The 18546-nt window shown below is 37.4% G+C and carries 18 protein-coding genes; 13 read left to right on the forward strand and 5 right to left on the reverse strand.

Features of this window, described 5'->3' with window-relative positions:
• Positions 1–80: 80 nt before the first annotated feature.
• Positions 81–860 carry a DUF3575 domain-containing protein gene (locus tag IEX65_RS27770; protein ID WP_188771648.1) on the reverse strand — a complete coding sequence of 260 codons (780 nt, stop codon included), beginning with the start codon at positions 858–860 and terminating at the stop codon, positions 81–83.
• A gap of 91 nt (positions 861–951) precedes the next feature.
• A complete protein-coding gene (locus IEX65_RS27775; RefSeq protein ID WP_188771650.1) occupies positions 952–1974 on the reverse strand; it encodes a threonine aldolase family protein in 1023 nt (340 codons plus the stop codon).
• A 199-nt stretch (positions 1975–2173) separates the two neighbouring features.
• Between IEX65_RS27775 and IEX65_RS27780 the strand changes: the two genes are divergently transcribed.
• The 10 genes from IEX65_RS27780 to IEX65_RS27825 all read left to right on the forward strand — a co-directional run bounded on the left by IEX65_RS27780 (position 2174) and on the right by IEX65_RS27825 (position 12074).
• On the forward strand, positions 2174–2662 hold the full coding sequence (locus tag IEX65_RS27780) for a (2Fe-2S)-binding protein (RefSeq protein WP_188771651.1): 489 nt from the start codon (positions 2174–2176) through the stop codon (positions 2660–2662).
• A gap of 21 nt (positions 2663–2683) precedes the next feature.
• Entirely contained in the window at positions 2684–4858 is a 2175-nt protein-coding gene (locus tag IEX65_RS27785) for a xanthine dehydrogenase family protein molybdopterin-binding subunit (protein WP_188771653.1), read from the forward strand.
• Positions 4859–5009: 151 nt separating this feature from the next.
• Entirely contained in the window at positions 5010–5696 is a 687-nt protein-coding gene (locus IEX65_RS27790) for an NUDIX hydrolase (protein ID WP_188771655.1), read from the forward strand.
• Between the two features lie 70 nt (positions 5697–5766).
• Complete coding sequence (gene prs / locus IEX65_RS27795) at positions 5767–6603, forward strand: ribose-phosphate diphosphokinase (RefSeq protein ID WP_188771657.1); 837 nt, start codon at positions 5767–5769, stop codon at positions 6601–6603.
• A gap of 4 nt (positions 6604–6607) precedes the next feature.
• Positions 6608–8203: a tetratricopeptide repeat protein gene (locus IEX65_RS27800; protein WP_188771659.1), complete on the forward strand. Its 1596-nt coding sequence runs from the start codon at positions 6608–6610 to the stop codon at positions 8201–8203.
• Between the two features lie 51 nt (positions 8204–8254).
• A complete protein-coding gene (locus IEX65_RS27805; protein WP_188771661.1) occupies positions 8255–8788 on the forward strand; it encodes an RNA 2'-phosphotransferase in 534 nt (177 codons plus the stop codon).
• 2 nt (positions 8789–8790) lie between these two features.
• A complete protein-coding gene (locus IEX65_RS27810) occupies positions 8791–9519 on the forward strand; it encodes a metallophosphoesterase family protein (RefSeq protein ID WP_188771663.1) in 729 nt (242 codons plus the stop codon).
• A gap of 45 nt (positions 9520–9564) precedes the next feature.
• Complete coding sequence (gene tnpA / locus IEX65_RS27815; protein ID WP_188771665.1) at positions 9565–10017, forward strand: IS200/IS605 family transposase; 453 nt, start codon at positions 9565–9567, stop codon at positions 10015–10017.
• Positions 10018–10332: 315 nt separating this feature from the next.
• On the forward strand, positions 10333–11793 hold the full coding sequence (locus IEX65_RS27820) for a nicotinate phosphoribosyltransferase (RefSeq protein WP_188771668.1): 1461 nt from the start codon (positions 10333–10335) through the stop codon (positions 11791–11793).
• Between the two features lie 65 nt (positions 11794–11858).
• Entirely contained in the window at positions 11859–12074 is a 216-nt protein-coding gene (locus tag IEX65_RS27825; RefSeq protein ID WP_188771670.1) for a hypothetical protein, read from the forward strand.
• Positions 12075–12099: 25 nt separating this feature from the next.
• Here IEX65_RS27825 and IEX65_RS27830 read toward each other — a convergent pair whose 3' ends face one another.
• Positions 12100–13737: an ABC-F family ATP-binding cassette domain-containing protein gene (locus IEX65_RS27830; RefSeq protein ID WP_188771672.1), complete on the reverse strand. Its 1638-nt coding sequence runs from the start codon at positions 13735–13737 to the stop codon at positions 12100–12102.
• 111 nt (positions 13738–13848) lie between these two features.
• Positions 13849–14310: an Lrp/AsnC family transcriptional regulator gene (locus IEX65_RS27835; RefSeq protein WP_188771674.1), complete on the reverse strand. Its 462-nt coding sequence runs from the start codon at positions 14308–14310 to the stop codon at positions 13849–13851.
• Between the two features lie 186 nt (positions 14311–14496).
• On the opposite strand from IEX65_RS27835, the gene IEX65_RS27840 reads away from it, so the two are divergent.
• Entirely contained in the window at positions 14497–15447 is a 951-nt protein-coding gene (locus IEX65_RS27840; protein WP_188771676.1) for an NAD-dependent epimerase/dehydratase family protein, read from the forward strand.
• A 4-nt stretch (positions 15448–15451) separates the two neighbouring features.
• On the forward strand, positions 15452–16636 hold the full coding sequence (gene kbl, locus IEX65_RS27845; protein ID WP_188771678.1) for a glycine C-acetyltransferase: 1185 nt from the start codon (positions 15452–15454) through the stop codon (positions 16634–16636).
• A gap of 68 nt (positions 16637–16704) precedes the next feature.
• Here kbl and IEX65_RS27850 read toward each other — a convergent pair whose 3' ends face one another.
• Complete coding sequence (locus IEX65_RS27850; RefSeq protein WP_188771680.1) at positions 16705–17781, reverse strand: arginyl-tRNA--protein arginylyltransferase; 1077 nt, start codon at positions 17779–17781, stop codon at positions 16705–16707.
• A 112-nt stretch (positions 17782–17893) separates the two neighbouring features.
• Here IEX65_RS27850 and IEX65_RS27855 point away from each other — a divergent pair, with 112 nt between their 5' ends.
• Positions 17894–18436: a pyridoxamine 5'-phosphate oxidase family protein gene (locus IEX65_RS27855; protein ID WP_188771683.1), complete on the forward strand. Its 543-nt coding sequence runs from the start codon at positions 17894–17896 to the stop codon at positions 18434–18436.
• The last annotated feature ends 110 nt before the right edge of the window (positions 18437–18546 follow it).

The raw sequence follows: 18546 nt of genomic DNA on the forward strand, positions 1-18546 counted from the left end.
GGCACAATCAAGTTTCGCTTTTTACAGGTATAACCCTACTTCGCTCGGCACATTGCAACGTCTCTACACTACATAAAAATTCAGAACCTATACCCCAAATTAAATCCAAATCCACGCAAATTCAGGTAATTGAGCTGACGTACATTATCAATCCTTACTCCTTGATTATCAACTACCAAGCCCAAATAATCTTCGTTTATTTTGAAAGTTGTCAGAATTTTATCTCTTAGTCGAGTTCTGAAATCATCATCAAATCCTTCAAGATTTTGATTCGACTCTCCGTGTACACTCACACGACCAAAATGAGCTCCAATAATATAACAATCAAAAGTAAAACGATTGCCCAAACGGAACTGATGCCCGAGCATCAAACCAGCCGAAGCCGTCTGAATTTTGGTATCAACAGGTAATTCAAGTCGAACAGGTACACCCCTGTAATCAGTATCAACAAATACAGGAACATCGCCATGAAAGTCATTATATTTCCCAAAAATTGATAAATACGTACCAATTGGAGCTCCTTTGCTTCCGAAATAAAATCTCATTTCGGGGGTAATATGATACATCCCAATCTTTGATTCTGCTTTCTTCACATTATCAAAACTAATATAATCAATCTTCCCATCGGCAAAATCAACGTATTTCTCTAAATCTTTGGCATAAGGAAACAAACTTTTCGGGCGATAACCAGCCCCCAAAGCCAACGAAAAGTGATTACCCAAAACTCTTTCGTATTGAAGTGTTGCAGCACCCATTGCAGCAGCAGAAAGATTGATTTTCAATACTTTACGTCTTTCTTCTTGAGCAAAAGAATGAATTGAGATAAGGATAAAAAAAAGGATTACGAGTTTTTTTTTCACAATTTGGATATTTCAGTACAACAAGTTTCCTAACTTGTCAGATATAAAATTTAATAACAAGTTAGAAACTTGTTCTACACTCTTAACGAATTTAACCGACTTTTCTGATATTTTTTTCAAATTCAGCTAAATGTTCGTCCGTAAAATCTAAGTGTGTCACAAATCTTACCAAGTGTTTACCAAAAACCACACAACCAATATTTTGCTCCTTCATACGTGCCACAAAATCACTTGCCAAAATAGTCTCAGGCAATTCAAAAATCACAATATTTGTATCAATCGGATAAATGTTTTTTACAAACGGAAGACCTTCTAACACTTTACCGATTTGCTTGGCACGAGCGTGGTCTTCTCGCAAACGCTCGATATTGTTTTCTAAAGCATAAATTCCTGCGGCAGCCAAAAAACCTGCTTGTCGCCAGCCCCCACCCATCACTTTACGTGAGCGACGTGCTTTTTTAATGAAATCTTTCTTACCCAAAAGCAATGACCCAACAGGACATCCCAAACCTTTCGACAAACAAATTGAAATAGAATCGAATAATTCTCCATAATTTTTGGGGCTTTCATTAGTTTCTACCAAAGCATTAAATAACCTTGCACCATCAAGATGAAGCGGAAGATTCTTTTCATTACAAACAGTCCTAATTTTCTCAATATCAGATAGTTGATAATAACATCCACCACCCTTATTCATGGTGTTTTCGAGCGAAACCAAACTTGTGGTAGGTTGATGAATATCATCAGGATTATTAATTGCATCACGCACTTGTTGGGCGTTTAACCGTCCTCGGTCGCCATCTAAAAGCTTAAACGATGAAAATGAATTCAAGGCAACTCCACCACCTTCATACAAATAAATGTGAGAATATTTATCGCAAATAACTTCACTTCCTGGCCAAGTATGCACCCGAATCGCTAACTGATTTGTCATGGTTCCTGATGGACAAAAAAGTGCGGCTTCCATGCCAAACATATCGGCAGCTTTGGCTTCGAGAGCCAATACGGTTGGGTCATCGCCAAAAACATCATCACCAACTTCAGCCATAAACATGGCTTCTTTCATACCCTTGCTGGGCTTTGTTACGGTATCGCTTCTTAAATCAATAAACATAGTTTGAGATAAAGGTAAATTTCTTTGCAAAAGTCTAACTTTTTAGGAAATTTTACGTTATAAATCAATGGAAATAGTTATTTGTTATTGAAAAACGAGTTATTAATTGGTGCAAATTATGCAATTCATCATTTCCATAATAACCAATTCCCCAGTAACCAATATACTAATAACCAATCAACCAGTAACCAACAAAAAAATGGCAATATTCAATCTTACCGTAAACGGAAAAAAAACTAAAGTAGATGTCGAGCCTGATATGCCCCTACTTTGGGTTGTACGAGACTTTGTGGGCCTAAAAGGCACAAAGTTTGGCTGTGGAATGGCTCAGTGTGGTGCTTGCACAGTTCATGTAAATGGAGAGGCAACTCGTTCTTGTCAAATCCCAGTTTCATCACTTGCCAAAAATGCCAAAATTACAACCATCGAAGGCATTGGCGAAACGCAATTACACGCTGTTCAACAAGCTTGGATTGAAGAACAAGTTCCTCAATGTGGCTATTGCCAATCGGGACAAATCATGTCGGCAGTGGCGTTATTGAAAGCAAACCCAAATCCAACTGATGCCGATATTGATACTTACATGAGCGGAAATTTGTGTCGTTGTGGCACTTACGACCGTATTCGTAAAGGAATTCATCGTGCAGCCGAAAGCATGAAAACTGGAAATGCAGGAACAGGTAAATAATCTTCAAGCCAAAACGAAACTATGGAACATATCAATACCTCACGCCGCTCATTTATCAAAGCTGGCTCGCTTACGGGAGTCGGTTTAATGATTGGCCTTAATTCTTTTGCCAAAGAAAAACATCCTAAAAAGATTTCTCATACCGACCCAAAATCGGCGGTTTTAGACCTTGAAATCAATCCTTTCATCATTATCAGCACCGATGGAAGCATTGCTTTGATAAATCCTCGCCCCGATATGGGACAAGGCTCTACGCAAGCAGCACCTTCACTAATTGCCGAAGAATTGGAAGTTAGTTTGGATAAAGTAAAGCTCATTCAGTCAGGTGGGCAAGAAAAATACGGCAGCCAACAATCGGGCGGAAGTAGCACCGTGCGTGGCTTATGGAATTCACTCCGCAAAGCTGGTGCAGCAGCCAAAGAAATGCTCATCGAAACAGCCGCTAAACGCTGGAATGCTTCAGTAGTAGACTGTTATGCCAAAGATGGTAAGATTTACTTGAAAAATTCTGATAAATCATTCACGTACGGCGAATTGGTTGATGATGCTTCAAAATTACAAGTTCCGAAGAATCCGAAACTCAAAGACCCGAAAGATTTCAAAATTTTAGGTAAATACAACAAACGCCTTGATGTGCCAGACCGTGTAACAGGAAAAGCCGTTTACGGAATCGACATTGAAGTACCGGGAATGGTCTATGCCTGTATTCAACACTCGCCAACTATTCATGGAAAAGTAGTTTCTATTAACGATAGCGAAGCATTGAAAGTAAAAGGCGTTTTGCAAGTTATCAAAACCAAAAGACCAATGCCACACCGTGCAGCTGATGCCGTGGCAGTTATTGCAACCAATTGGTGGGCAGCACAAAAAGGCAGAAAAGCCTTGAAAGTTACTTGGGACAACGGTGATTTAGCCAAAACCATGACAACCGATAACTATTTTGCAGCCACTTACGAAGCAGCTAAAAAAGAAGGTATCAGATATGAAGAAAAAGGCGATTTCAACGCAAAATTTGCCAATGCCAAGCAAAAATTGGAGGTAAACTACGAAACTCCATTTTTGGCTCATGCTCCAATTGAGCCAGAATGTGCGGTTGTACACGTAAAAGACGATGGCACAGCCGAGGTTTGGGCTCACGTACAAGGCCCAGACGGTGGTTTAGCAGATGTTTCGAGAGCGTTGGGAATCAGCAAAGATAAAATCAAATTCAATGTACCGCTTTTGGGTGGTTCGTTTGGTAGAAAAGCTTACCACGATTATCTGAACGAAACTTGTTTATTGGCGAAAGAATTGAAAAAGCCAGTAAAAATGATTTGGACTCGTGAAGATGATATTACACAAGGGCCTTATCGCCCAGGTATGTTGAGCCACATGCAGGGTTTTGTTGACAAAGGTAAAATCACAGGTTTTCACCACCACGCTATTGGCGAATCGATTGTTGGGCAAGTATTTGGTGGTTTAGCTCCTGACGAATCTGACCCTTGGTTATCAGGCGAAATCAGCACCGAAAATAGCAAATATGAATTTCCTGTTTCAAAAATTTCTTGGACAAACGTAAAAACTGAAATTCCAATCGTTTGGTGGCGTTCGGTTTATGCCTCAAATTTTGGATGGGGACAAGAATGTTTCATTGACGAATTGGCTCAGTTGGCAGGAAAAGACCCTCTACAAGCTCGTCTGGACTTAGTGAAAGACGCTCGTTACAGAAAAGTGCTGGAAACAGTTGCCGAAAAAGCTAATTGGAAAGAAAAACTCGGAGCTGGACAAGGCAAAGGAATTGCAGTTTTTGCCTCATTTGGCAGTATTTCGGCTTGCTGCATTACAGTTTCAAAGGATGGAGCGGGTGTAAAAATAGATAAAGTTGTATCGGTGCTTGACTGCGGATATTATGTAAATCCTGACCATGTAAAAGCTCAAACCGAAGGAAATATCGTAATGGGTATCACGGCAGCCATCAAAGGTGGAATCACTTTCACAAACGGTGTTTGCGACCAAACTAATTTCCACCAATACAACGTCATGAGACTGAATGAAGCTCCAAAAATGGAAATTCACATCATCGACAGTGGTGAAAACCCTGGTGGCGTTGGCGAACCAGGTTTACCACCAATCGCACCAGCACTGGGCAATGCGATTTTTGCGGCCACTGGCAAGAGAATAAGAAAATTACCTTTTGATATTACGAATTTAGGATAATATTAAATTGAATTTTTAATTTAACCTATAAAATCGGTGGCTGAGCGTATCGGACTGCCGAAGCAGCCGAAGCTCCGATTTTATAGGTTTGTTTTTTTATAGCAATACTAAAACACACTATCTTTGTGTAAACATTACGCATTTATTTTCGATGATACAAAATATAAGAGTTGCCGTTGATGCCATTGTTTTTGGTTATCAAAATGGCAAATTGTATGTACTTTTAATTCAGCAGAAATTTGGAACAAACGAAACCTATTGGGCTTTGCCAGGTGGTTTGGTGGGAAATGACGAGCCATTGAAAGAGGCCGTTCAAAGAGAATTAAAAGAAGAAACCAATGTGGAAGTCAATTACTTAGAGCAACTCTACACCTTTGGAGATGATGTTTATCGAGATACCCGTAATCGAGTTATATCGGTTGCTTATTTTGCTTTAGTTGACTCTTCAAAACTTTCGATAAAAGCCAATACTGATGCCGAACACGCCCAATGGATTGAGGTAAATCAGATTCCGAATTTAGCATTTGACCACAATAAAATAGTACAAAAAGCCATCGAACGCCTCAAGGCTAAGCTTACCTATCAACCCATTGGCTTTGATTTATTACCCAAATACTTCCTTTTCTCCGAATTAGAAACTCTCTACTGCACGATTCTGGAAAAAGAAATTGACCGCAGAAATTTCAGAAAAAAAATCCTCAGTTTTGGTTTTGTAGAAGAAACTGAGAAGATTTCGGTGCATAATACGGGGCGTCCTGCCAAGTTCTTTCAGTTTAATACCCAAAAATACAATCAGCTTCTACAAGAAGGATTTCATTTTGAAATAAAATTTGCGTAAATTTTACACAAAATATTTGCACATTAAATTTTCACGAACTACATTTGCGTAAAATAAACGCAAACACAAAATGATACTCAACTTAGATAATAATTTTAAGCCATTTCAGAACGAAAACGAAATTGCATTTGATAGCTTCACTTTTCATGGCGGAGAACCCCATATCAAAATAAAAGCCGACTTTGATATTTCTTTGCCAGTGATGATTACGCACAGAATCAATTCGTTTAATGATTTAGGGCTTTTATGTATTGCGGTGGATGCCCTTCGGCGAATGGGTGTCAAAACAATTTCTGCATTTATTCCTTATTTTCCTGCGGCTCGTCAAGACCGTGTGATGGTTATGGGAGAAGCTTTATCTGTAAATGTCTATGCCGATATCATCAATCATTTGAATTTAGAAAAAGTATATATTTTCGACCCACACTCAGAAGTTACTCCTGCCCTACTCAACAACGTCTCGGTGATTTCAAATCATGATTTTATCAAGCAAGTTGTGACACAAATCGGGACAAATATTAAACTAATTTCACCCGATGGCGGAGCATTAAAGAAAATTTATAAAGTAGCTGAATATTTAGGTGGAATTGAGGTAGTAGAGGCCAGTAAAAGTCGGGATGTAAAAACAGGAAAACTTACAGGTTTTAAAGTTTATCACGATTATTTAGAGAGCTCAGATTGCTTGATTGTAGATGATATTTGTGATGGTGGTGGCACGTTTATCGGTTTAGCGGAAGAACTAAAAAAGAAAAATGCAGGAAAGCTATATTTGGCTGTAAGTCATGGGATTTTTAGTAAGGGATTTGATGAGTTAAGTCAATGTTTTACACAAATTTTTACAACTAATTCATTTAAGGAACATACAAACCAAAGTTTAACACAATTTGATTTAAAAATAGAAAACTAAAACCATGGAAAAGCTAACAACATTACTAAAAAAAGTTCAAGACCTAAATTCAGATAAGAAATATTATGAGGTAATAGAATTATTACCAATTGAAATACTTGAAAAACATAATAATGCAGATTTATATGCAGAGAAAGCGGCGGCATTTGGGAATCTAAAAAGATATAATGAATGTGAAATCATGGCCCAAAAGGCAATCGAAATTGATAAGAATAGTACAAAAGCCTATAATTCTTTGGGAAATATATCACTTGATTTTCATAACGACTACATTAAAGCAGAAGAAAACTATCGAAAAACGATTGAGATTAACCCAAAACTCCCACATCCTTATAATGGTATTGGAAATATATATTGTAATTTGAAAGAATTTGAAAAAGCAAAAGAGTATTACCTAAAAGCTATTGAAATTGAACCTAAATTCTATTATTCATACAATGGGCTTGGAGGTCTGTATCACGATTTAGAAGAATACGAAAAAGCTAAAGAGTATTACCTAAAATCTATAGAAATTGAACCTAATTATGATTCTCCCTACTATAATTTAGGCTTTGTAAGTTATGATTTACTGGAATATGATTCAGCGAAGAAATACTTCACTAAATATATCCAGTTAAATGATAAGATTTATGATTTCTACTACAAAATTGCACTATCAAAAATTGAAGAAATAAATAAAATATTAGACAATTCATCTTATAAAACAATTACGGAATTAGTCAGTAAAATTAAGGAAATATTACTGTTCAAAGGTGAATGTGTTACACACTATTCGAGCATCAGTGCTACTCAGTACTTAATACTAAAAGATAGTCCTCTACGATTATCAGAAGGTAGTTTTTTAAATGATACATCCGAAGGACAAGAACTATTTGACTTTTTAGCATTTTCGCCCGAAGTAAAAACGAAATGTCATGAAGAAACTTTCACAAAGAGACCATTTATTGGAAGTTTTGTTGACATTTTGAAAAGAAACGATTTGACGCTCTGGCGTATGTATGGCAAAGAAGCCTTAGAAGAGGCTAAAGGTTGTTCAATAACTTTAAATGTAAACGAACTTAAACAGTCAATTAATGCTAAAATTAAGCCCTCTGAAATTATCATTTCTTCTAAATCTGATGAAATCGAATTTTACAGAGTAGCATATCGAAGCAACGGCTCGTTCCACTTTGCAGGAGCAACACCATCTCAAACAGATGAGTTTTCAAAACTTATGGATGAGTTGAAAAAAGAAGCAGAATTATTTAAAAGTAAAACGAATAAAAACCCAAATGAAGAAGTCGATATCATTGAGCTACTCAATAGTATTGCTTACCTTTTTAAAAGTGTAGAATATCAGTACGAAAATGAAATACGCTTAGTAATCAATGAGGCAATCGGTTTTGATATAAAAATTGATTTAGATTCTAAAGATTTCAAGCCTTCATCCAAGCCCAACAAAGTTTACATTGAGCTTGTACCTATTTCTGGAATCTTAAAAGACATAACTATCGGACCAAAAGTAGATAGAGCAGAAGAATGGGCATCAACATTTCATTATCACTTGCTCAGTCAAGGTCTAAAACCAGAGATACATATTTCGAAGTTGCCTTTTAAATAGCTTAACACTAATAATCTATTTCTACAAAACTACCTAAAACTAAAAATTCAAATGAGCAATACTAATATCACACAAAAAAGTAAATATCTAAGCCTAATTTTGAGACATCAACCTCAAAGTATAGGCTTAGTCTTAGACCCAAACGGTTGGGCTGATGTTGAAGAATTATTAAATAAATCAAAGCTTAAATTTAGTTTTCAGCAACTTGTAGAGGTTGTGGAGAAGAACGATAAACAGCGGTTTATACTAAGTGATGACCAAACAAAAATTAGAGCGAATCACGGACATTCTATAAAAATTGATTTAGATTTAAAACCACAGATTCCTCCACCAATTTTATATCATGGAACTGTCGAAAAATACTTAGATAGTATCAGAATAGAAGGATTGAAAAAGATGAATCGCAATCATGTGCATTTAAGCAAAGATATAGAAACAGCCCAAAAAGTAGGCAGTAGAAGAGGCAACCCTGTAATCTTAAAAATAGATGCTGAAGCCATGAATACTGATAAGATGCTTTTCTATTGTTCTGAAAATGGTGTTTGGCTCACCGATAATGTACCCACAAAATATATCAGTTTTTAGTCATGAAAAGAACATTCGTAATAGGTGATATTCATGGAGGTTTGCTTGCATTAAAACAAGTTTTAAGCAAAGTTTCAATCAATCAAAGTGATAAACTCATATTTTTAGGAGATTATGTGGATGGATGGAGTGAATCAGCTCAAGTTATTGATTATTTGATTGATTTAGAAGCCGAGTGTGAATGTATTTTCATAAAAGGTAATCATGATTCTTGGTGTGAAGATTGGTTAATGGGAAAATTGGCCAACGAAACATGGCTCTTTCATGGCGGAAAATCAACGGTGAAAAGCTACCAAAACTATTCTCCAGACCAAAAGCAAAAGCATTTAGCATTTTTCAACCGCATGAAAAATTTCTATGTTGACTCTGAGAATAGGCTATTTATACACGCTGGTTTTTCATCAATGCACGGTCCTGAAAAAGAACACTATGAAAGTAATTATTCGTGGGATAGAACCTTATGGGAAATGGCATTAACAATGGATAAACACGTAAAGAAAGATTCGGTCTTCTATCCAAAAAGGCTAAAATTATTTCACGAAATATACATTGGTCATACTCCAACGCTTTATTATGATGTCTCAACACCAATGAATGCTATCAATGTTTGGAATATCGACACGGGAGCTGCATTTAAAGGTAGTTTGTCTATTTTAGAAATACATTCAAAAGAATTTTGGCAAAGCGAGCCTGTTTATACGCTTTATCCTCATGAAAAAGGAAGAAATTAAGAAATAAGGTTTAAATTATTGAAAAATATATATCGCCCTTTCATCATGCCACAATCACTCGCCTACAACTACATACATTTTGTAACCAGTACAAAAAACCGCCAAAACCTTATCTTACCCCATATTCAAGATAAGCTATATGGCTATATTGGCGGTATTTGTAAAACTTTAGAAAGTCCAGCCCTACAAATTGGCGGAATAGAAGACCATATTCATATTCTAACGGTTTTATCTAAGAAAATAAGTTTGGTTACATTTGCGGAAGAGGTCAAGAAAGGCTCATCTAAATGGATGAAACTTCAAGGCGAAGAATTTGAAAACTTTTATTGGCAAGGTGGCTACGGTGCATTCTCCGTTAACCCTAAAGAAACCGAAATTGTGAAAAGGTATATCCAAAATCAAAAAGAACACCATAGTAAAAAAACTTTTCAAGACGAATATCGAGCATTTCTGGAGCAATATAATGTGCCTTACGATGAACGTTATGTTTGGGATTGATAATAACACCCCTTCCGAATGGCGATGCCATCCGTTAATGTGTTTTGCCCTTTCAGGGCGTAATACTCGGGTATTATTTCATATATACCTGTGTATGTCATAACGTCAATCCGTAAGGCGTTGCCATACGCTAATGCCTTTTGCCCTTTCAGGGCATATTAAACATATATCAAACAAAACGTCCCAAAGAGACGAAACATACTAACATAGGGCAACGCCCTATGAATAAAACAACATCATCAAAACCGCCCTGAAAGGGCAACACAAACTAACGTAAGGCATCGCCTTATGAAGACAATAAAAAACAAAACCACCATGAATCCTCTATTATTAACCGATGGCTATAAAGTTGACCATCGCCGCCAATACCCCGAAGGCACAAGTTTGGTCTATTCTAATTGGACTCCTCGAAAATCTCGTATCGAGGGCATCGACGAAGTCGTTTTCTTTGGTCTTCAATATTTTATCAAAAAATATGTCATCGAAGATTTTAATACCTATTTCTTCAAACAACCGAAAGAAGAGGTAGTAAAAAAATATGCACGTAGAATCAATAATTATTTAGGGGAAAATCAAGTTGGTACAAAGCATATCGAAGCTCTTCACGATTTGGGTTATATTCCAATGATTTTCAAGGCATTACCCGAGGGTGTAAGCGTACCTACACGAGTGCCAATGTTTACGATGTATAATACCAAACCAGAGTTTTTCTGGCTAACAAATTATTTCGAGACATTACTTTCAGCCATTATCTGGATGCCTTGTACTTCAGCTTCTATCGCTCGACAGTACAGAAAAATTTTGGATAAATATGCCACCGAGACTTCTTCAATTCCAGCATTTGTCGATTGGCAAGGACATGATTTCTCTATGCGTGGTATGGCTGGCATTGAAGCAGCCGTTACCTCGGCAGCAGGACATTTATTGAGTTTTACAGGTACAGATACTATTCCAGCCATTGATTTTCTGGAAGAATACTACAATGCAAACGCTGAAAATGAACTCATTGGAGGCTCAGTTGCCGCTACCGAGCACTCAGTTATGTGTATGGGAACAACCGAAGGTGAATACGAAACTTTCAAACGACTTATTTGTGAGGTTTACCCGAAAGGTATTGTCTCTATCGTTTCTGATACTTGGGATTTATGGAAAGTATTAACAGAATATTTACCCAAACTCAAATACGAAATCATTGGAAGAGATGGCAAAGTAGTAATTCGCCCTGATAGTGGTAATCCAGTTGATATTATCTGCGGCAATCCAAACGACAAAACCGAAAAAGAGCAAAAAGGAGTAATTGAATTGTTATGGGAAGTATTCGGAGGAAAAATCAACGAAAAAGGGTTTAAGGAATTAGCCCCTCAAATTGGTGCAATCTACGGAGATAGTATCACGATTGAGCGAGCTACTCAAATCTGTGAGCGACTCAAACAAAAAGGTTTTGCCTCTACCAATATCGTTTTGGGAATTGGTTCTTACACCTATCAGTATAATACCCGTGATACTTTCGGTTTTGCAATGAAAGCCACTTATGGTGAAGTCAATGGTGAAGGTCGTGAGATTTTCAAAGACCCAATCACTGACGATGGCACCAAGAAATCGGCCAAAGGTTTAATGAAAATTGTATTAGAAGGTGGCCAATACAAGTTAATAGACCAAGTTTCGTGGGCCGAAGAAAAACAAGGTGAATTGAAGGAAGTATTTAGAGATGGAAAACTTTTAGTTGACCATTCTTTAGCTGAAATCAGAAAGCGAATTAAGTTTTCTATCGTATAAAGTTACTTCTCATAACACAAAGCGTCTAAGAATTATAAACTCTTAGACGCTTTTATTTTAACCCAATGAGAAAGGCACTTTTTATATTTCTATTTATCTTACCTGTAACTTCATTATTTGCTCAACAAAATCCAGAGGAAACAAATTGTAGCCAAACTTCCATACAACGGTTTTCTTTGAAAGAAAATGGCATCAGCAAACGTAAAAAACGTACAAATAATAAATCAAAAACAATCATGACAAATTTTGCCGAACATAACTTTCGAGTTTTTACTTGTTAGAAGTAAAACAGCTTGAAAATTTGCATTACTTCTTACGCTCAATCTCACGCAAATTTTCCATTTTTTTATTACGCAAGAAGCCCGTAATGTCTTCAAAGTGTTCTTTTACTCGCTTATTCCCAAACTCGAATACTTTATTAGCCAGACCTTCCAAGAAATCACGGTCGTGAGAAATCAAGATAATTGTACCTTCAAACGCACGCAGGGCATCCTTCAAAATGTCTTTGGTTTTCAAATCCAAGTGGTTGGTAGGCTCATCAAGAATCAACAAATTTACTGGTTCGAGCAAAAGTTTAATCATTGCCAAACGAGTTTTTTCTCCACCCGAAAGTACACGCACTTTCTTGTTAATATCATCGCCACGAAACATAAAAGCACCCAAAATATCTTTGATTTTGGTACGAATTTCGCCCACAGCAATATTATCAATCGTCTGAAAAACTGTTAAATCTTCATCAAGTAAAGAAGCTTGATTTTGAGCAAAATAGCCAATCATTGAGTTATGGCCAAGTTTGATGCTTCCTTCGAAATCAATTTCTCCCATAATGGCCTTCACAAGCGTTGATTTACCTTCACCATTTCGACCTACAAAAGCGATTTTCTCACCTCTTTCAATCGTTACCGAAGCATCTTTAAAAACTAAATGGTCGCCATAGCTTTTGCTTACATTTTCTACAATTACAGGGTAATTTCCTGAGCGTGGGGCTGGCGGAAATTTCAAACTCAAGGCCGAGGTATCTACCTCATCCACTTCCACAATTTCGAGTTTTTCGAGCATTTTCACCCTCGACTGCACCTGCAAAGTCTTTGAGTAAGTACCTTTAAACCTATCAATAAATTCTTGCGTTTCGGCAATCATTTTTTGTTGGTCATTATATTGTTTTTGCTGTTGTTCTTGGCGTTCTTTTCTAAGCTGCTGGTATTGCGTATAGTTTACTTTGTAGTCGTAAATACGCCCCATTGTCACCTCAATCGTGCGATTCGTGATGGTATCAACAAAAGCTCTATCGTGCGAAATAACGATTACGGCTTTGGCGTTATTCATCAAGAAATCTTCAAGCCACTGAATCGACTCAATATCCAAGTGATTGGTCGGCTCATCGAGCAGAATTAGGTCAGGATTTTGAAGCAAAATCTTGCATAATTCGATACGCATTCTCCATCCACCACTAAATTCGGCAGTTGGGCGAGTAAAATCGGCTCTCGTAAAACCCATTCCGAGAAGTGTTTTTTCTACTTCGGCATCGTAGTTTACTTCTTCTACTGAATAATATTTTTCACTCAATTCCGATACTCGTTCAATGATTTTCATATAATCATCGGTTTCGTAATCGGTACGAGTTTCGAGCTGATGGTTGAGTTCGTCCATCTCATTTTTCATATCCAACACTGCCGAAAATGCTTTTGAGGCCTCTTCAAAAACTGTACTGTCATCTTGCGTCAGTAAATGCTGCGGAAGGTAGGCAATTACAGCATCTTTTGGAGCAGAAATTTTACCACGAGTGGGTTTATCGACACCTGCAATAATTTTGAGCAAGGTAGATTTTCCTGCTCCGTTTTTGCCCATGAGGGCTATTTTATCTTTTTCGTTGATATTGAAAGTAATATCACTAAACAGCGTTCCACCATTGAACTCAACTGCCACATTATCGACTGAAATCATGCTCTTTGTTAAAATTGAGGTGCAAAGATACGGCGGAGGAATGAAGAATGTAGAATGATGAATGTATAATTTATTGATTTTGACTTGAAATAATCATTTGAATCTAACTTATCAAATATAAAACTCCGAACTGTGTTTGATTTCTTTCAATACAAAAGTGCTGTTCAGTACACCAATATTTTCGATTTTTGAGAGTTTATATTTGATAAAATCATGGTATTCTTCCAAACTATTCACATGGATTTTCAGTACAAAATCAACTTGTCCAGCTAAGTGATAACACTCTTGTACTTCTTCTAATTTCTGAATTTCCTGCTCAAAATTTTCGATAAATGCCTCGTTGTGGTATCGCATCGAAACTTGGCAAATAGAGGTTACTGATTTGTTTATCAGGTCTTTATCTAAAATGGCCACGTATTTTTTTATAAATCCCAAACTCTCCAAACGCCTGATTCGGTCATAAATCGGCGAAGGTGTGAGTTTCAACTGACTGGCTATTTCTTTGGCCGTTTTTTTAGCGTCTTTCTGTAAAATCCTAAGGATAATCTTATCGGTTTCGTCCAATTGTTCCATAATACAATAAAATTTATTTCAGATGAAGTATAAATATATCAAGATTCAGTAAAATTAACTGCCATAATCAAGATTAAAAACTATTTTTACTGATTTTACTTCAAAATAAACAACTTTATTACTCATATACTACTTTTGCAAGTAAATATTACTTCGAGAAAATACACTTCATCAACAAATTATACAATGAACACGACTAAAATTTTGGTAGTCGGGGCAAATGGACAGCTTGGGTCGGTTCTGACACAAGCTCTTCAAACAAAATACGGAATCGAGCAAGTTATCGCCTCTGATTTGTATCAAAAACCCGACTTTAATGGCAATTTTGAAATATTGGACGGCACAAATTTCAATCAACTACACGAAATTGTGGTTCGTCACGGTATCACACAAATCTATCATTTGGCGGCAATTCTTTCTGCTAATGGAGAAAAAGACCCGCTCCGTACGTGGGATATAAACATGAAGGCCTTACTGAATGTGCTGGAAGTAGGCCGAATCGAGAGCATTGATAAGATATTTTACCCAAGTTCAATCGCTGTTTTTGGTAATTCTGCCCCCAAAGGCATTTGTCCGCAGGAAACTTTCTTAGACCCAAGCACGGTTTACGGCATCAGCAAAGCCACAGGCGAAAACTGGGCAAACTATTATTTCAATCGTTATGGTTTAGATGTGCGTTCGTTGCGTTATCCTGGGGTTATTGGCTACCAATCTTTGCCAGGTGGTGGCACAACCGACTACGCCATTGATATTTTTCACAAGGCAGTTTGCGACGAGCCTTATACTTGTTTTTTGGCAAAAGATACACGTTTACCGATGATTTTTATGGATGATGCCATCAAGGCAACGCTCCAATTAATGGAAGCACCGAAAGAAAGCATCAGAACTCGAACATCATATAATCTGGCTGGTTTGAGCTTTACTCCCGAAGAAATTGCGGCAGAAATCAAGAAAATTATTCCGAATTTTGCTATTTCTTACGAGCCCGATTTCAGACAACAAATTGCCGAATCTTGGCCACAAGTAATTGATGATAAGGAAGCGAAAGCCGAATGGGGTTGGCAATCAAACTACACTTTGAAGGACATCACCGAAACAATGATTTTAAAATTACAGGAACAATTAACATTTGCATAAGACCATGTTTGATAACATCAGAGAATACTACTCGGAAGAACTCACGGCCATTAAAGAGGCTGGTTTATATAAATCAGAAAGGGTTATCACTACGCCACAATCGGCTACGATAAATACACAAAATAAGGAAGTTTTAAACTTCTGTGCCAATAATTATTTGGGGCTTTCTTCGCATCCAGAAGTGCTTGAAGCTGCCATCGAAACCATCAAAACGCATGGTTTTGGCATGTCTTCGGTAAGATTTATCTGCGGTACGCAAGATATTCACAAAGAATTGGAGCGTAAAACGGCTGAGTTTCTGGGTACAGAAGATTGTATTTTATATGCTGCGGCTTTCGATGCCAATGGTGGTGTTTTTGAACCACTTTTGGGGGCAGAAGATGCCATTATTTCGGACGAACTCAACCATGCTTCTATCATTGATGGTATCAGATTGTGCAAAGCCGAGCGTTTCCGTTATAAAAATAATAACATGGAAGATTTGGAGCAGCAACTCATTGCGTCCAGCCATTGCAAAAAGAAGTTAATCGTAACTGATGGTGTTTTTTCGATGGATGGTTCGATTGCCCAGTTGGACAAAATCTGTGATTTGGCCGACAAATACGGTGCAATGGTAATGGTTGATGAATGCCACGCAACGGGTTTTATGGGAAAAACTGGCCGTGGAACGATTGAATTGAAAAACGTAATCGGCAGAGTTGATATCGTAACTGGAACTTACGGAAAAGCTCTGGGCGGTGCATCGGGTGGTTTTACGGCTGCCCGTAAAGAGATTGTAGATATGCTTCGTCAACGTTCGAGACCATATCTTTTCTCGAATACACTTGCTCCAGCAATTGTTGGAGCTTCGATAAAAGTGCTTGATATTTTGCAACAATCAACCGCACTGAGAGACAAACTCGAAAGAAATGCGGCCTATTTCAGAGCCAAAATGACCGAAGCTGGTTTTGATTTATTGCCAGGCGAGCATCCGATTATCCCAATCATGCTTTATGATGCTCCTTTGGCACAAACTTTTGCGGCAAAATTATTAGAAGAAGGCATTTATGTGATTGGTTTCTTCTATCCAGTTGTACCAAAATCAAAGGCCCGCATCAGGGTTCAGATTTCAGCAGGTCACGAAATCGAACATTTGGATAAAGCCATTGCGGCATTTACCAAAGTCGGTAAAGAGCTGAAAGTTATCTAAGTCTATTCAACTCTATCTATACAATCAATCCATCGTGTATCGTTTTTGGGTGCTCGATGGTATTTTTTTTAGACTTCTTTCAATAATTCTCGCCCGTACATTTCTATCACATCAGCCATTTCTTCTACCACTTCACCAGTGTATAGAAACCTCGAAATTTGTAGCAAAAAAGCATTATAATGCTCTTCGGGGGCTTCTTCAAAAATTGATTTATAAACCCTTGTGCAGAGAATCAAATGAAATTGCTCGTCTCGCACATCATAAATTACCATTGGAAGTAGCGGAGAGTCGGCATCAATATCAAAACAAAACAAGAATACAGGAAAATCGAGCAAGCCCATACCGTTGAGGTTATGAATCATATCGGCATCGAAGAAATCATAAAATTTAAAGTCATTTTTTACTCCCCTACTATCTAAGATTTCGCTCAAAGTTCTGAGGTTTTCTATCATAGAATGGAGTGGAATTCGGGAATCATCATATTCTTCAAACGGAATCCAAGCATCGGCTACCAAATCGAGGTATTGCAGTGAGGGCTTCGCCAAATCGAGTTTATAATCAAAAAGTGGGTAGCCCGGTGCAAAATAGCCTGGGTAGAAAAAATGAAATCCGTTTTTCTTACAAAACTCCATTTTTAGATACATTAAATACTTTCCGAGGCTATTTTTTCGATATTCGGGGTCATAAAAACACGAAATTCCAGCCGCACTTTTTTCTCCCAAATCTAAAAAACCTACTGCAATTAGCTTATTTTCGTCGTAAATGTTAATCTCGACAGTATCAAAAATGCGGAGCGAGGCACGTTCTTCTTGGTGTCCGTAAAGTAAATTTCGAACCGATGGTGCTGGCTCAAAAGCCATACTTTCTCGGTATTTGCTAAATAATTCTTCGTGTTGCTCGGTTGGACTGGCTATCTGAATCTCAACCCTAAATTTGGCATTGAGTTTCTCGATTTTTTGTTGAGTTTTACTTTTTTCGCTGTTCAATAAGTCAATTCTGAGCCAAATAGCCGAATGAAGTTTATCTTTAAAACGCAGGAAATTTGTCGTAAAAATAGATTGCCCCATTCTAAACCAACCATTGGCAAGGTAAATATCAAGCTCTTGTGCAGTTAATGACTCAGGGTAATGTAATTCTACAAACATTCGTATTGGACTAAGTGAAAACAATGGCAAATTGGCAAAAAGAAGTCCTAAAAGCAAACGACGAACTTTTTTACTCGAAAAAATCTTTTCTAAAAAACTATTACACAAAATTATGGGCAAAAAAATCGACCAAATTCAACCCGAAATCAAAGATTTCATCGAAAAACAAAAACTCTTTTTCGTAGGCACGGCCATGAGTACGGGCATAGTTAATGTATCGCCCAAGGGTATGGATTCTTTTCGAGTACTTGGCCCAAATCGGGTAATGTGGCTCAACGTAACTGGTAGTGGCAACGAAACCGCTACACACTTACAACAAAACAACCGAATGACAATTATGTTTTGTGCATTCGAGGGAAAACCACTCATTTTAAGACTCTACGGAACTGCCAAAACCTACCACCCACGTGATGCCGAGTGGGCAGAATACATCAATCTTTTCCCGAAATATACTGGTGCAAGACAAATTTTTGATGTAGAAGTCGAAACCGTACAAACTTCCTGCGGTATGGCCGTACCGTTTATGGATTACCGCCACGAGCGTGAAGAACTTAATCATTGGGCCGACAAACAAGGTCAAGAAGGCATCAATAATTATTGGCAAAACAAAAATACTGTAAGCTTTGATGGACATCCAACAGGGATTTTTGAGTAATTTTCATCTAACCACGGAGTAAAAAACTTTGTGAAACTCCGTGGTACAATAAAAATTTTATCAACATGAAACTTTTCTACAAAAGAAACGTTTTACTTTTAAATATCGAC

The sequence above is a fragment of the Emticicia aquatilis genome (assembly GCF_014644295.1).
GTDB classification, from domain to species: Bacteria; Bacteroidota; Bacteroidia; order Cytophagales; family Spirosomataceae; genus Emticicia; species Emticicia aquatilis.

Coding starts and splice junctions, on each gene's coding strand:
- IEX65_RS27775 (WP_188771650.1), bottom strand. CDS start 1,974: ATGTTTATTGATTTAAGAAGCGATACCGTAACAAAGCCCAGCAAGGGT.
- IEX65_RS27780 (WP_188771651.1), top strand. CDS start 2,174: ATGGCAATATTCAATCTTACCGTAAACGGAAAAAAAACTAAAGTAGAT.
- IEX65_RS27785 (WP_188771653.1), top strand. CDS start 2,684: ATGGAACATATCAATACCTCACGCCGCTCATTTATCAAAGCTGGCTCG.
- IEX65_RS27790 (WP_188771655.1), top strand. CDS start 5,010: ATGATACAAAATATAAGAGTTGCCGTTGATGCCATTGTTTTTGGTTAT.
- prs (WP_188771657.1), top strand. CDS start 5,767: ATGATACTCAACTTAGATAATAATTTTAAGCCATTTCAGAACGAAAAC.
- IEX65_RS27800 (WP_188771659.1), top strand. CDS start 6,608: ATGGAAAAGCTAACAACATTACTAAAAAAAGTTCAAGACCTAAATTCA.
- IEX65_RS27805 (WP_188771661.1), top strand. CDS start 8,255: ATGAGCAATACTAATATCACACAAAAAAGTAAATATCTAAGCCTAATT.
- IEX65_RS27810 (WP_188771663.1), top strand. CDS start 8,791: ATGAAAAGAACATTCGTAATAGGTGATATTCATGGAGGTTTGCTTGCA.
- tnpA (WP_188771665.1), top strand. CDS start 9,565: ATGCCACAATCACTCGCCTACAACTACATACATTTTGTAACCAGTACA.
- IEX65_RS27820 (WP_188771668.1), top strand. CDS start 10,333: ATGAATCCTCTATTATTAACCGATGGCTATAAAGTTGACCATCGCCGC.
- IEX65_RS27825 (WP_188771670.1), top strand. CDS start 11,859: ATGAGAAAGGCACTTTTTATATTTCTATTTATCTTACCTGTAACTTCA.
- IEX65_RS27830 (WP_188771672.1), bottom strand. CDS start 13,737: ATGATTTCAGTCGATAATGTGGCAGTTGAGTTCAATGGTGGAACGCTG.
- IEX65_RS27835 (WP_188771674.1), bottom strand. CDS start 14,310: ATGGAACAATTGGACGAAACCGATAAGATTATCCTTAGGATTTTACAG.
- IEX65_RS27840 (WP_188771676.1), top strand. CDS start 14,497: ATGAACACGACTAAAATTTTGGTAGTCGGGGCAAATGGACAGCTTGGG.
- kbl (WP_188771678.1), top strand. CDS start 15,452: ATGTTTGATAACATCAGAGAATACTACTCGGAAGAACTCACGGCCATT.
- IEX65_RS27850 (WP_188771680.1), bottom strand. CDS start 17,781: ATGTTTGTAGAATTACATTACCCTGAGTCATTAACTGCACAAGAGCTT.
- IEX65_RS27855 (WP_188771683.1), top strand. CDS start 17,894: ATGGGCAAAAAAATCGACCAAATTCAACCCGAAATCAAAGATTTCATC.